This window comes from Streptomyces microflavus, from assembly GCF_014650075.1.
In the GTDB taxonomy this organism is placed as follows: domain Bacteria; phylum Actinomycetota; class Actinomycetes; order Streptomycetales; family Streptomycetaceae; genus Streptomyces; species Streptomyces microflavus.
In genome coordinates, this window is the sequence record NZ_BMUG01000007.1 from 40,192 (window position 1) to 52,618 (window position 12,427).

General features: G+C 71.3%; 15 protein-coding genes. 10 read left to right on the plus strand and 5 right to left on the minus strand.

The annotated features are described in order from the left end of the window. Nucleotides 1-8: 8 nt before the first annotated feature. From IE264_RS38015 to IE264_RS20555, 7 genes are all read left to right on the plus strand, one after another. Nucleotides 9-266 carry a hypothetical protein gene (locus tag IE264_RS38015; RefSeq protein WP_032759713.1) on the plus strand — a complete coding sequence of 86 codons (258 nt, stop codon included), beginning with the start codon at nt 9-11 and terminating at the stop codon, nt 264-266. A 107-nt stretch (nt 267-373) separates the two neighbouring features. Further along, nucleotides 374-502, plus strand: a complete 129-nt coding sequence (locus IE264_RS38440) for a hypothetical protein (RefSeq protein ID WP_267884125.1) — start codon at nt 374-376, stop codon at nt 500-502. A gap of 65 nt (nt 503-567) precedes the next feature. Then, entirely contained in the window at nt 568-906 is a 339-nt protein-coding gene (locus IE264_RS20535) for a hypothetical protein (protein WP_229887664.1), read from the plus strand. Nucleotides 907-1,022: 116 nt separating this feature from the next. After that, entirely contained in the window at nt 1,023-2,513 is a 1,491-nt protein-coding gene (locus IE264_RS20540) for an amidase (RefSeq protein WP_032759715.1), read from the plus strand. Nucleotides 2,514-2,646: 133 nt separating this feature from the next. Further along, nucleotides 2,647-3,297: a hypothetical protein gene (locus IE264_RS20545; RefSeq protein ID WP_032759717.1), complete on the plus strand. Its 651-nt coding sequence runs from the start codon at nt 2,647-2,649 to the stop codon at nt 3,295-3,297. 85 nt (nt 3,298-3,382) lie between these two features. Next, the gene (locus tag IE264_RS20550) at nt 3,383-3,859 is read left to right on the plus strand and encodes a nuclear transport factor 2 family protein (protein ID WP_032759718.1); all 477 of its coding nucleotides are present in this window, start codon (nt 3,383-3,385) and stop codon (nt 3,857-3,859) included. A gap of 142 nt (nt 3,860-4,001) precedes the next feature. Further along, nucleotides 4,002-5,264 carry a hypothetical protein gene (locus IE264_RS20555; protein ID WP_032759719.1) on the plus strand — a complete coding sequence of 421 codons (1,263 nt, stop codon included), beginning with the start codon at nt 4,002-4,004 and terminating at the stop codon, nt 5,262-5,264. A gap of 25 nt (nt 5,265-5,289) precedes the next feature. On the opposite strand, the gene IE264_RS20560 is transcribed toward IE264_RS20555, so the two are convergent. Continuing rightward, complete coding sequence (locus tag IE264_RS20560; RefSeq protein WP_032759720.1) at nt 5,290-5,880, minus strand: isochorismatase family protein; 591 nt, start codon at nt 5,878-5,880, stop codon at nt 5,290-5,292. Nucleotides 5,881-6,046: 166 nt separating this feature from the next. Between IE264_RS20560 and IE264_RS20565 the strand changes: the two genes are divergently transcribed. Continuing rightward, on the plus strand, nt 6,047-7,045 hold the full coding sequence (locus IE264_RS20565; RefSeq protein WP_032759721.1) for a GlxA family transcriptional regulator: 999 nt from the start codon (nt 6,047-6,049) through the stop codon (nt 7,043-7,045). A gap of 2 nt (nt 7,046-7,047) precedes the next feature. Here IE264_RS20565 and IE264_RS20570 read toward each other — a convergent pair whose 3' ends face one another. The 4 genes from IE264_RS20570 to IE264_RS20585 all read right to left on the minus strand — a co-directional run bounded on the left by IE264_RS20570 (nt 7,048) and on the right by IE264_RS20585 (nt 11,075). Continuing rightward, a complete protein-coding gene (locus IE264_RS20570) occupies nt 7,048-8,265 on the minus strand; it encodes a hypothetical protein (protein ID WP_032759766.1) in 1,218 nt (405 codons plus the stop codon). A 131-nt stretch (nt 8,266-8,396) separates the two neighbouring features. Continuing rightward, a complete protein-coding gene (locus IE264_RS20575) occupies nt 8,397-8,936 on the minus strand; it encodes a TetR/AcrR family transcriptional regulator (RefSeq protein WP_032759722.1) in 540 nt (179 codons plus the stop codon). Between the two features lie 54 nt (nt 8,937-8,990). Then, a complete protein-coding gene (locus IE264_RS20580; protein ID WP_051822008.1) occupies nt 8,991-10,517 on the minus strand; it encodes an MFS transporter in 1,527 nt (508 codons plus the stop codon). A 96-nt stretch (nt 10,518-10,613) separates the two neighbouring features. Continuing rightward, complete coding sequence (locus tag IE264_RS20585; protein ID WP_032759723.1) at nt 10,614-11,075, minus strand: ATP-binding protein; 462 nt, start codon at nt 11,073-11,075, stop codon at nt 10,614-10,616. A gap of 242 nt (nt 11,076-11,317) precedes the next feature. Between IE264_RS20585 and IE264_RS20590 the strand changes: the two genes are divergently transcribed. Continuing rightward, nucleotides 11,318-12,169, plus strand: coding sequence for a DUF5753 domain-containing protein (locus IE264_RS20590; RefSeq protein WP_099126758.1), 852 nt, complete (start codon nt 11,318-11,320; stop codon nt 12,167-12,169). A gap of 13 nt (nt 12,170-12,182) precedes the next feature. Continuing rightward, nucleotides 12,183-12,377, plus strand: a complete 195-nt coding sequence (locus IE264_RS20595) for a DUF397 domain-containing protein (RefSeq protein WP_018511138.1) — start codon at nt 12,183-12,185, stop codon at nt 12,375-12,377. Nucleotides 12,378-12,427 lie beyond the last annotated feature (50 nt).

Below are 12,427 nucleotides of genomic sequence, written 5' to 3' on the forward strand. Positions count from 1 at the left end.
CACGTCGGGTGAGCAACGTACTGACCATGAGATCCGCCCGGGTACGGGCTGACCACCAGGCGTCGGGGACCGTCACGGACATGGTCGACTTCTCCGACGGATCGGGAACCGGACCGGGAACCGGATCGGTACCGCCCCGGGTGGTTGCCTACGCGGAGCGCGAGCTGCCTCCGGGAGGCATACCCGCCTACCGTGCGGCCCGCGGCAGCGGCGCTCGCTCCTTCGCCCTGTGGGCCGACGAGCACCGCCGCTGTGCCTGCCTTTGACGGCGCTGGTCCTCGTGTTCTCCGTCTTCGACGGTACCCCCGGCAACGAGGGAGGTGTCGCGCGCGGCCCCCGGCGCATCAGGTGGCGCGCACAGGGACAGCTCCCGGTGGAGTTCAGATCCGGCGGCGACAAGCTGCATCTGCACTCGCCGGGCCTGGACTGGCGGCTCGGGGCCGCGCTCATCGCCCTGCTGCGCAGCTTCATGCCCGGCTCGTGGGAAGGCAGGAAGAAGTGACCGGCCGCGCGGACCACGCCGGCGGGGGTGGTGTTCCGGGGCCGCGCCCAGGAGAACTGGGCCCCGTGCCCGACCGGCAGCAGCCCCCCTACCAGCCCTGGGCGCCTGGTGTACCCGGGTCGTACGCGCCTCCGCAGGCCCGGGAGTTCAGCGTCGGCTACCGGCGGTGGGCCGGCATCCTGCTCTGGTCCGCGATCATCATCGCGGTGCTTGTGGTGGGTGCGTTCGTGGTGAGCCTTGTCCTCCTCGCCCAGGCGGACGCGGATGTGCGGAAGGCTTCCCACGGCTATCTCGCGATCTTCCTCTGGTTCGGTATCACCGCCGCGATCCCGGTCCTGCTGGCGGTCGGCATCCCCGGCGTGGTCATGACGCGGCGGGTGCGGTCCTCGTCCCGTACGCACTGACTTCCTGGGTACTGACTTCCCGGTTACGCCGCTCCAGGGCCGGGACTCGGTGCGTCAACCCCGTTGTGCGAGGCGGGATTTTATGGCTTCGGCCAGGTGTCCCTACGGTCGGAATCATGGACTGGAATCTTGAGACGGCCGAGAACCTCGGCGCCGCCCTGCGTGCCGGTGACGTGACCTCGGTGGAGCTGACCGACGAGGCGATCACCCGCATCGAGCGGGACGACAAGGCGATCAACGCGATATGTGTGCCGGACTTCGACCGTGCACGGGCCGCCGCGCGCGGTGCCGACCGGGCGCGTGCCCGGGGTGAGGACCGGCCGTTGCTCGGCATCCCCGTGACGGTCAAGGAGTCGTACGACATCGCCGGGCTTCCGACGACCTGGGGCATGCCGCCGTACCGCGACCACCAGCCGGCCGAGGACGCCGTGCAGGTGTCGCGGCTCAAGGCGGCGGGCGCGGTGGTGCTCGGCAAGACCAATGTGCCCCTGGGGCTGCAGGACGTGCAGACCTTCAACGACATCTACGGCACCACCAACAACCCGTGGGACCACCGCCGTACTCCGGGCGGATCCTCCGGCGGATCGGCGGCGGCCCTCGCGTCCGGATTCGGCGCGCTGTCCATCGGCTCCGACCTCGCCGGATCGCTGCGCACCCCCGCACACTTCTGTGGCATCTACGCCCACAAGCCGACGCTCGGGCTGGTGGCGAGCCGCGGAATGGTCCCGCCGGACGCCCCGGCGCTTCCCGCCGAGCACGACCTCGCCGTCGTCGGTCCGATGGCGCGCTCTGCCCGCGACCTCACGCTCCTGCTCGACGTCATGGCCGGACCGGACCCGCTGACGCTCGGTACGGCGTACGGCCTGACGCTGCCGCCCGCGCGCCACGAGCGGCTCCGCGATTTCCGCGTCCTGGTCCTCGACGAGCATCCGCTCATTCCGACCGGGGCCGCCGTGCGGGCGGGCGTGGAACGGGTGGCCGACGCGCTGGTCGACGGCGGTGCCCGGGTCGAGCGGCACAGTCCCCTGCTGCCCGATCCGGCCGAAGCGGGCGTGCTCTACATGCAGTTGCTGGTCTCGGGATCCGTCGCGCGATTCCCCACCGACGCGTACGAGCAACTGCGCTCCATGGTTGCCGAGTTGCCGGTGGGCGACCGGAGTCTCCAAGCGGCACGGCTGCGCGGCATGGTGCTCAGCCACCGCGACTGGATCGAGGTGAACAACCTTCGCGAGCTCCACCGCCACGGCTGGCGGCGGCTGTTCACCGAGTTCGACGCCGTGGTGTGTCCCGTCACGCCCACTCCCGCGTTCCCGCACGACCACCACCCCGATCCGCTGGAGCGCCTGATCGCCGTCGACGGCGTCGAGTTCCCGTACTTCGACCAACTCGTCTGGGCCGGCCTGCCCACCATGCCCGGTCTGCCCGCCACCGCCGTACCCGCGGGCCGGTCACCGGAAGGTCTGCCGGTGGGGGTGCAGATCATCGGCCCGATGTTCGAGGACCGGACTCCGTTGCGGCTGGCCGAACTGCTTGAGCAGAGGATCGGCGGGTTCCGGGCGCCGGAGCAGGGGCCCGGGGCCCGGGGTGACGCCGTTCGTGGGTCCTGAGGCTGACGGCTCCTCCCCCGCGCGGCGGGAGCGGACTCCGGATGTCCAGCCCGGGAGCTGATGGCGTGGGCGGTGCGAACGAACAGGATGAATTCCACCGAGCACCAGCCCCTCAGGAGAAGAGGAAAACACCATGTCGCTCAGGACCGGACGTCGAACTCTCGCCGCGCTTGCCGCACTTGCCGCAGGTCTCACACTGTCGAGCACCACCTCCGCCGCTTCCGCTTCCGGTCATCAGGAGGTGGCGCGGCCGGCCGGTGCGAGCGTCACCGGGAAGGCCGAGTTCGTCCTGCCCTACCACCAGGACGATGACGTCCGGTCCTTCGCCTTCGATGCCCGTGCGGACCCGTACACCCGCCCGCTGCCCGGGATTCCCACCGGTCTGCCGACCGACGCGCGCGGGACGGTCACGGTCTCCCACTACTCGGCCGAGAACGACATCACGTACACGGCCGAGGGACGCGTGGACTGCCTGGTCACCGGGGTGCGCACCGCGACCCTGACGGCGGTCATCACCGAGGTGAGCCCCGGCGGCCCTCCCGTCCTCGGGGAGCGGCTCGGATTCAGCGTCTACGACGGCGGCGAGGGCAAGGGCCGTTCCAAGGACCGCGTGGGCTTCTCCTGGAACGGCGTGAACCTGCTGCCGACGGGCGACGACAACCCGCCCGAGGACGCCCCGGTCGGCACCTGCATGGCCCCCGCCCCGTACGCCCCGGTGACCAAGGGCGGTTACACGGTCCGGCACGCCGAGCTGCCGCCCCCGCCATCGTCGTCCGCACGATGAACTCTCGTCGGTGGCCGCTGCAGGGGGCGTGGCCCTCCTCGAAAACCCCTCGCGGCAGGCGGTGTTGGCCGGGTAGGAAAGAGCGATGGCCGACGCATCGCTCGATCCCCTGGACCGTCTGACCGCCGAACGCGCCTGTGAGCGCCTGATCGTGGAGTTCGCCCACGAGCTGGACCTCGGTGAACCCGGGCGGGTGGCCGCGCTGTTCACGGCCGATGGGGTTTGGGAGTGGGCCGAGGGCGACCGCAGGATCGAGGGGCGGGACGGGCTGCGCGCCTACTTCGGTGCGCGGCCCGCCGACCGGCTCTCGCGCCGCATCTGTACGAACATCCTGGTGACGCTCACCTCCGCGTCGACGGCGACGGCGACCACGTACTTCACGACGTACCGCGTCGACGGCCACTCCGGCGGGATGCTGCCGCCGAGGCCCCCGACGCAGGTGGGCCACTACGAGGACACCTTCCGTAAGGTCGACGGCCGGTGGCTGCTCAGCCGGCGCGCCCTGTTCCTGGCCTTCGGCGGGCCCACCGAGAACGTGGGCGGGGCGGGCGGCAACCTCTGAACGGCCGCCGGGGCCCCTGGGGCGAAGGGCCTTGCATGACCATGTACAGACAGTGATCCGTATGTGATCAACGCCCCGTAGTCTCCCCCGGCAGGGGATGCACGGCGGACGAGAGCACGTGCGGTCAAGGCGGGGGACGGACATGGAATACCGGCGCGCGGCGATACCGGCACTGGTCGGCGGGCTGCTGCTCACGGCGCTTCTCTGGTGGGCGGGGGCGAGCACCCAGGCGCTGTACCTGCCGGGCACCGTCGATGTGCTCGGCGGGCGGGCCGTCGGCGAGCTCGAATACTGGCTCACCCCGTGGTCGTACGACCCTCCGGCCTCCGTCCGGATCGGCGCCGAGACGTTCGGCGTGGGCGAGGACGGGGCGACCGTCGACAACTCCCGCTATCTGTCGCTGTACACGACGGCGATGCAGATCCGGTTCGTGGCGGTCCTGCTCTTCTTCGTTCCCGGTGCGCTGCTCCTGGTCCGCAGGCTCCCCCCGGTGAACGGCCGGGTGCCCGCCACGCTGCTCGCGGTCTGGGCCTGGGGTGTGATGGCCGGGACGCTGGCCGTCGCCGTCTCCGCGCCCTGGCTGATCGCGGCGAACGGGCGCGGCAGTTACCGTTTCCTGCCCCAGCTCGCGGGCATGGCCTCCGGCGGGCGGCAGATCCTGGTGTTCGCCGCACTCGTCGCGGCGGTGGTCGCCGTGCTGGCGGCCCGGGTCACCGCCAAGGGTGCCGGCCCGCTCCCGCAGGCCGTCGTCCCGGTGGCTGCCGCCCGCCTGGCCGCCACCGTCGGGACCGCGGTGATCGCCGTGTCCCTGGTCGTCCTCTCGTACCAGCCCGTGGCCGCCACCTTCCAGACGGCCTTCACGGGCAGTGGCCTGTTCGCCGAGCCGGGCGATCTGCTTCGCCAGTGGCTGCTGCTGGGCTCCTGGGCGGGCCCGGCCGGTACGCCGGTCGGCGACTGGTTCCTGTACCGGGTGGCCGACGCGCTGATGCTCGCCGCGGTGTGGTGGGCGCTGCGGCGGCTGCCCGTCCTGCTCACCCGGACCACGGTTCCGGCGATGGCGCTCGGCGCGGTCTGCGCGACCGTACTCGGGCTGCTGGTCGGCCAGTTGGTGCGGATGGCCCTGACCGTGAGCGATGCCGGCATGCGCTGGGGGCTGGTGCAGTTGTCCGCAGGCATCGGCGGCGGTGTCCCGGCCGCCCTGACGTTCGGCCTGGTGGCGGGGGTGGCCGCGGCCATGACGCTGCGGGTGGCGGGTGGCCGGGCGGGTGCCGAAACCTCAGGCGCCGACGTTACGGACTCCGGCCCTGTGGAGCCCGGCCCCGACGCTACGGGCCCCGGCGTTACGGGCGCCGACCTCACGGGCCCCGGACCGGATCTCCGGCCGCAGCCCTCCCCGAAGGACTGACGCTCCCCCCGAACAGAGCCGGGCGTCACGTCGGCGACAGTGACTTCTGCGAGGCGACGACGACTCCGTACAGATCCCCGATCGTGGCCAGGGCGCTGGCGTGCACCTGGCGGGCGTCGAGGTCGGTGCCCAGGACCGGCAGCGACCGGGTCGCGCAGGCGTCCGCGGCGACGGTGGGGCGGTTGCCGCGCAGGAACGCGCCCTGCGCGGTGAACGCCACGCACATGTGCGTCATCCAGCCGACGACGATGACGTCCTGGCCCTCGGGGACGTACGCGCCCAGGTCCGTGCCGTGGAAGGCGTTCGGCGCCTGCTTGACGACGACGGGCTCGCCGTCGACCGGTGCGACGGCCGGGTGGATCCGGCCGATCTCGGCCCGGATGTCGTACGGAGTTCCCTCGCCGCCGTCGTTGATGACGTGGACGATTTGGGTCCCCGCCTCACGGGCCCGGGCCAGCAGCTCGGCGGCGGCTTCGAGGGAGGCCTGCCAGCCGTCGAGTTCCATCACGCCCCGCGTGTAGGTGTTCTGGAAGTCGATCAGGATCAGCGTCGAGCCGGACAGGGTGGCCGGGGTCGCGTCGAAGCCGTTTAGCTCGCGCAGGGTGGTTCGGGACATGGGTGTACCGCCGATTCGCGTCGTGTGGAGGAGGGGCAGGAGGCCTGGGGAAGGAACTCCGGTGCCTGTGAGCCGTGCATTCGACGCTATGGCCTCGCCCGCATGTCGGCAATGACGGCTAACCTGCAGATACCGACATCGGTGTGGCCAATCGGAGGAGCCGGCAGTGGGCAAGGTCCGACGACTCGTCGTCATCGTTCTCTTCGACGGCGTCGATCTGCTCGACGTCACCGGCCCGCCGGAGGTCTTCTCGCTCGCCCGGCGCGAGACGGAGGACGCGGCGGGTTACGAGGTCGTCCTCGCCGCCGAGAGCCTGGAGCCGGTCACCACCGGCGCCGGGGTCCGCATCCTCCCGGACATCACGTTCCGCGAGGCGGCGGCCCTGGGCATCGACACCCTGATCGTGCCCGGCTCGGTCGAGGTCGACAGCGAACGCCGGGTCCGGGCCGTGGTCGACCCGGAGCTGGTCCGCCGGGTGAAGATCCTCGCCGCGCGGACCCGCCGGGTCACCTCCGTATGCGTCGGAGCGCATCTCCTGGCAGCCGCAGGCCTCCTGGACGGCAAGCGCGCCACCACCCACTGGTCCACCGCCCGTCAACTGGCCGCCGAGCACCCGGCGGTGGAGGTCGACGCCGACCCGATCTTCATCCGCGAGGGCGATGTGTGGACGGGGGCGGGGATCAGCGCCTGCCTGGACCTGTCACTCGCCCTGGTCGCCGACGACCTCGGTGAGGCCGTCGCGCTGCGCGTGGCACGGCAGTTGGTGATGTACGTGAAGCGGCCGAGCGGGCAGAGCCAGTTCAGCGTGCCGCTGGAGCAGGTCGCGACGACCCGCCGCATCGAGGACCTGCGGCACCACATCCTGCGGAACCTCGGAGAGCCGCTGACGGTGATGGACCTGGCGGAGTTCGCCCACGTCAGCGACCGCCACCTCACGCGGATCTTCAAGAGCGAGCTCGGCATGACCCCGTACGCCTACATCGAGTCCGTCCGGGTCGAGAAGGCCCGTAACGAACTGGAGTCCACCGATGCCACGCTGGAACGCATCGCGTCCGCTTGCGGGTTCGGTACGACGGACACGCTGGTACGGGCGTTCCGACGGCGGCTGGACACGACGCCGACGGAGTACCGGAACCGGTTCAGGGCGGCTTCACACGTGGTCTGACGTCACGCTGTACGGGGCGGTTCGGGGACTGTCACAGCGCGGACCGACCGGATCTCGTCCAGGAACTCCGGCCAGTGCTCGCCGCACGTGTTCAGCGCGTGCCACACCGCGTCCAGCGCCGCTATGAGCGGAGCGGGGCCTGCGGCGGCGAGCACGGCGGGGAGCGCGAAGTGCGGCTGGGAGATCCGGTGGAGGGCGCGCGGTGTGCGGGGGAACGTCTCCACGACGGCGTACGGATCGCCTGGCCCGGGCGGTGGAGGCTGGTACGGGGGGCGCTCGGGCGGCACCGCTTCCAGCACCGACGTGTCCGGGACCCGGGGGTCGGAGCGCAGGGCGTCCGACATTCGGGCCGGATCGTCGAACGGCGGCGGCAGCGGCCGGCCCGCCTCCAACGCGGCCAGTGCGTCGGCGACCCACGGTACGTCGGTCAGACCGGCGGCCTCGCAGGCTCGTCGCGCGGACAGCAGCGCCACCGTGTGCTGCACCCCTGGGGCCGATGCGCCGAGCGTGTGCACCAGGTCGCTGTCGAAGGTGAGGAGCCCGAGGACGTTGCTGGCACGGGCACCGCGCAGCGCCTCGTTCGGCAACCGCCCGCCCCATTCCCACCGTTCGTAGTGCAGGCGCCGATCCTCGGCGTCCCGTTCCTTCGCCTGGCGGGCCAGGCGTTCGGCCTCGGCCCGCTGCTCGGGGGCGGGTGGGGACGGCAGCCCGCGTGCTGCCTCGTGCCAGTAGGCGGCGATCTCCGAGGTCTGGCGGATCACCTGGTCCGGGCCGGGAGGGGCGGGCCAGAACTGCAGCAGGTAGCTGTCCGCCCGCGGCTCCTTGGCCGTTCTGGTGTCTAGGTCGCGGCCCTGGTCCATGCCCCGGGCGCTGTACCGCACCCGGTAGTCCGTCACGGGGAGCTCCAGGTCCCACGCGGCCTCGCCCGCCCACTGGACCAGGCTCGTTCCTTCCGACACCGGCCGGAAGGACACCTCGACGACGTCCTCCCAGCCCGGGGTCAGCGGTGGTGCCTCGTCGTGGACCTCCACGGTGAAGCCGACACTGCCCGTGTGCAGTCCGGTGACCAGCCACATCGCACCGGGGACCGCCGCCCCGCAGAGGCCCCCGCTCTGCCCCGCGAACGCCTCCCCGAGGCCCGGGTTCGTACCGTCGGGATCGCTCTCGACGTAGATCTGGCTGTAGCTGACATGCACTTCACCTACGACTGGTCTGCGCACGGCACCCCCTGTACCCGAGTCGAGGACGGCCTCGATGGCTCCGGGCGAGCCGACCGCGTAGGACCGATCATGCTGCACACCACTGACAACGAGCCGGGTCCGGCGCCGTCGCCCGCGTGGGCTCAGGTCCCCTAGTGGTCCAGGGCCCCGGCGATGCGCTCGGCCAGGGCGCGGCGCAGCTCCGGGTCCAGCGGCTCGGTGTTGAGGGATTCGTACAGCCACAGGCCGTCGGCGGCGAGGCGGGCGATGAACCGGTCGAGCGCGACCTGATTGTCGACGTCGGCCGTGGTCAGGGACGGGGCCCACCGTTCCATGACCGCGTCCCAGGGGGCCGCGAGCCCGGGAGTGGTGGAGCCTTCGAGCATGAGGAGGAGTTCGGCCCGGTTGGCGCTCTGGGAGGAGATGCGGCTGTAGGCGGTCAGCCTCTCCTCAGGGGTGGCCAGATCGGCCGGCTTGCCCGCCGCCGCGGCCATCTGGGCTTCCCACTCGTCGGCCAGGTGCTGATGGATGGCCTGTACGAGGTCGTCGCGGGAGGCGAAGTGGTAGAGGAGACCGCCCTTGGTCAGGCCGGCCTCGGCGGCCACGGAGTCGAAGGTGACGCTCTTGACGCCTTCGCGCTCCACGACCCGCGTGGCCGCTTCGAGGATCTGGGTTCGTTTGCTCGTCCGCATGGGTGCTCCCTGGGCGGGGGTGTCAGTGCTCGGGGGTGTCGGTGCTGGGGGCGGTCAGTGGTGAGGGCCGGAAAGGGCCGATCCGGGGCCGTGGCGGCGCAGGAGGACGCCCGTCATGATCGCACCGACGGCGATGACGGCGGTGACCACCACCATGACGGTGGAGTAGGCGCCGTCGAAGGCGGTGGACGCCGCGTCGATCAGCCCCGGGTGGGCTGCGGCCTGGGCGAGCGCGCTGTCCAGGCTGTCGCGCGCGGAGTCCGGGGCTCCGGCGGGCAGATCGATGGTCGCGGTGTAGACGGAGGTCAGGAGGGAGCCGAGGAGGGCGACCGCGATGAGGCTGCCGAATTCGTACGAGACCTCCTCGACGGAGGACGCCATGCCCGCGCGGCGGGCCGGAACGTTGCCCATGATCGCGCTGGAGGCCACGGACATGGCCGCGCCAAGCCCCGCACCGGTGATGAGCAGCCCGGTGATGAGCAGTCCCATGCTGGTGTCGAAGGTCAGCAGGATCAGCGCGGAGCCGATCGTGCTCAGGGCCAGGCCCCCCGCGATGATGGGCAGCAGCCCGACCCGGTGCAGGGTGGCCCCGCCCGCCATCGCTGTCGGAAGTGCTCCCAGGGCGACGGCGGCGACCAGGAGCCCGGCGCGCAGCGGGGTGAAGCCCTCCACCAGCTGGAACCGCTGTGTCGTGATCAGCTGGATACCAGCGATGGCGAACAGGGAGAACCCGGCGGCCAGGACCCCGGCGAGGAAGGCCCGGTTGCGGAAGATCGAGAAGTCCAGCAGCGGGTCGGGCAGGCGGCGCTGCCTCCGGGCGAACGCCCACCCGCCGACCACGGCCGCCAGCCCGGCGGCCGCGATGGGCAGGAGCGCGGGCTCCGGCTTCGCTGTCTCCTTGATCGCGATGACGAGCCCCACCAGGGCGACCAGCGCGAGGAGCGACGAGGGCAGGTCCCACTTCCGGCCGGGGTCCGCCACGTTGGGCGGCGCGAGGACCAGCGTGGCCACGATCGCCGCGACGACCACGGGCACGTTGATCAGGAACACCGACCCCCACCAGAAGCTCTGGAGCAGCAGCCCGCTGATGATCGGGCCCAGCGCGCTGCCGACGATCGCCAGCGTGCCCCAGATCGCGATGGCCACGTTGCGCTCGCGCTCGTCCTCGAACGTGATGCGGATCAGTGCCAGCGTCGCGGGCATCATCGCCGCCGCCCCCACGGCCAGCAGCGCCCGTGCCGCGATCAGGGTCTCCGGGGTACCGGAGAACGCGGCGGCCAGCGAGGCGGCGCCGAAGACCACCAGGCCGATCAGGAACATCCTCCGGTGGCCCACCCGGTCACCCAGGGTGCCGCTGCCCAGCAGAAGCCCGGCCATCACCACCGGATAGGCGTTGATGATCCACAGCCCCTCGGAGCTGCTCGCACCCAGCTCCTGCACCAGTGTCGGCAGCGCCGCGTACAGGATCGAGTTGTCCAGGGTGATCAGGAGCAGCCCCGCGCTCACCACCGTCAGCAGCAGCCAGCGCCGCCGCGCACTCGGAGCCGTTGCCGCAGACCTCTCGGTCGGTACCGTTCTCATGCCGTAACTGTACCTTCCGAAAGGTACAGTTACGAATGCGGCGCGCGGCCTGCCCGAGAGTGGCGGCGGCCGCGAGGAACCCCCAGGGGGCGCCGCTCACGCGGTCACCTCCGGCCGCCCCAGCGTGAACCACACGACCGTGCGCCCGGGGTGCCGGTCGCCCCCGCTGCCCGTTCCCCACGCCAGCGCCAGGCTTTCCACGAGGACGAGCCCGCGGCCGTGCTCCTGCTCCTGCTCCGGGGTCGGTCGCAAGGCCGTTCCGAACGCTGTACCCACCGGCCCGCCGTCATCCGTTACGGCGACGGTGACGCGCTTCCGGTTGACGGCGACGTGGACCCGGATCAGCGGCGTACGGGTGTGGCAGTGGGCGTTGGTGACCAGCTCGGTGACGCAGAGGCGGGCGTCGTCGACGAGGCCGGGGTGTCGACTGACCCTCAGCAGCGAGGTGAGGAAGTCCCGCGCGAGCTTGGGGGCATTGGCGGTGTTCGGGAGGGTGAGGCGGTAGCTCTCGCCGCCAAGGGGGTTCGGCTGTACGGGGGTTGGGGTTGCAGCGGGCATGTCGGTCTCCCCATGCGGTCCGGATCTGCGAACTGGCTCGCCGCCTCAGGCCCGTGCTGACGGCTGCATGGGTGCGCGTGTGAACATGCGCCCATGCAGGCGCACTTCGGGCCTCCGAAGTGCGGCGCTGAGGGGACCATGGCGCGAAGTCTCACTTGTTCTACCTAGTTGGACCATTGAGTAACCAGATGGATTACGGTGGGGACTCCAGCGACACTGTGGGGCGACAAGAGGAGGGGCCGATGCCACCGAGGAAGGCGCCCACGGCGCGGCAGTGCCGGGTGGGGATCGAGCTGCGCAAGATGCGGCAGAACGCGGGACTCGCCCTCGCTGAAGCCGCCGCCCTGCTCAGCACGGACCGCACCACCATCAGCAATACGGAGTCGGGTCGCTTCGGTGTGAGCGGTGACCGGGTCCGTACCTGGGCGGCGGGCTATGCGTGTGCCGATGAGGCGTACGTGGAGGCGCTCGTCGCGATGGCTGAGGAGCGGGGGCGCGGCTGGTGGGAGGACTACCGGAACGAGCTGACCAGCGGACCGCTCGATCTGGCCGAGCTGGAGCACCATGCGGCCGGCATCCGGGCGGTACAGCTCATGCACATGCCGGGGCTGATCCAGAGCGAGGACTACGCGCGGGCCGTCTTCGCGGAAGCGGTGCCCGAGCTGCCGTTGGCCCGCAGGCGCCGACTGCTCTCCCACCGGCTGAAGCGCCGGGACGTCCTGGACCGGGAGACCCCGCCCACCTGCACGTTCCTCATCCATGAGGCGGCGCTACGGATGGTCTACGGCGACTCCGGCGTGGCGCGGGGCCAGTTGGCCTACCTGCTGCGCGAATCCGAGCGCGACAATGTCATCGTCAAGGTCGTCCCGTTCGCCGCAGGCGGTCTCCCGGAGACGGGAAGCTCGACGCAGTACGTCTACGGTCCTGTTCCGCAGTTGGATACCGTTCTGTCGGACACGGCAACCGGGCCCGCGTTCCTGGACGCCGAGACGCGTCTGGCGAACTACCGGGCAGCGATGGACCGGGTCGAGGGGCTGTCTCTCGACCCTCGGAAGTCGAGAGACTTCATCCGTGAGGTCGCACAACAAGTGTGAAGGCGTGAGGTACGTGGAAATTCAGTGGCGCAAGTCCTCGAAGTCGTCAGGGGCCGAGGGCAACGCCTGCCTGGAGCTTGCCGAGTACGGCGGCGAGATCCTGCTGCGCGAGAGTGACAACCCCGATGTGGTCGTCCACACGACGCGGGCCAAGCTCCGGGCGTTCCTCGGAGGAGCGAAGGAAGGCGAGTTCGACGACTTCGCCTGAGTCTTCGTGATCCGGTAGTGAGTGGCCCCCGTCGGCGCAGGCGGGGGCCA

Coding starts and splice junctions, on each gene's coding strand:
- IE264_RS20540 (WP_032759715.1), top strand. CDS start 1,023: ATGGACTGGAATCTTGAGACGGCCGAGAACCTCGGCGCCGCCCTGCGT.
- IE264_RS20545 (WP_032759717.1), top strand. CDS start 2,647: ATGTCGCTCAGGACCGGACGTCGAACTCTCGCCGCGCTTGCCGCACTT.
- IE264_RS20550 (WP_032759718.1), top strand. CDS start 3,383: ATGGCCGACGCATCGCTCGATCCCCTGGACCGTCTGACCGCCGAACGC.
- IE264_RS20555 (WP_032759719.1), top strand. CDS start 4,002: ATGGAATACCGGCGCGCGGCGATACCGGCACTGGTCGGCGGGCTGCTG.
- IE264_RS20560 (WP_032759720.1), bottom strand. CDS start 5,880: ATGTCCCGAACCACCCTGCGCGAGCTAAACGGCTTCGACGCGACCCCG.
- IE264_RS20575 (WP_032759722.1), bottom strand. CDS start 8,936: ATGCGGACGAGCAAACGAACCCAGATCCTCGAAGCGGCCACGCGGGTC.
- IE264_RS20580 (WP_051822008.1), bottom strand. CDS start 10,517: ATGAGAACGGTACCGACCGAGAGGTCTGCGGCAACGGCTCCGAGTGCG.
- IE264_RS20585 (WP_032759723.1), bottom strand. CDS start 11,075: ATGCCCGCTGCAACCCCAACCCCCGTACAGCCGAACCCCCTTGGCGGC.
- IE264_RS20590 (WP_099126758.1), top strand. CDS start 11,318: ATGCCACCGAGGAAGGCGCCCACGGCGCGGCAGTGCCGGGTGGGGATC.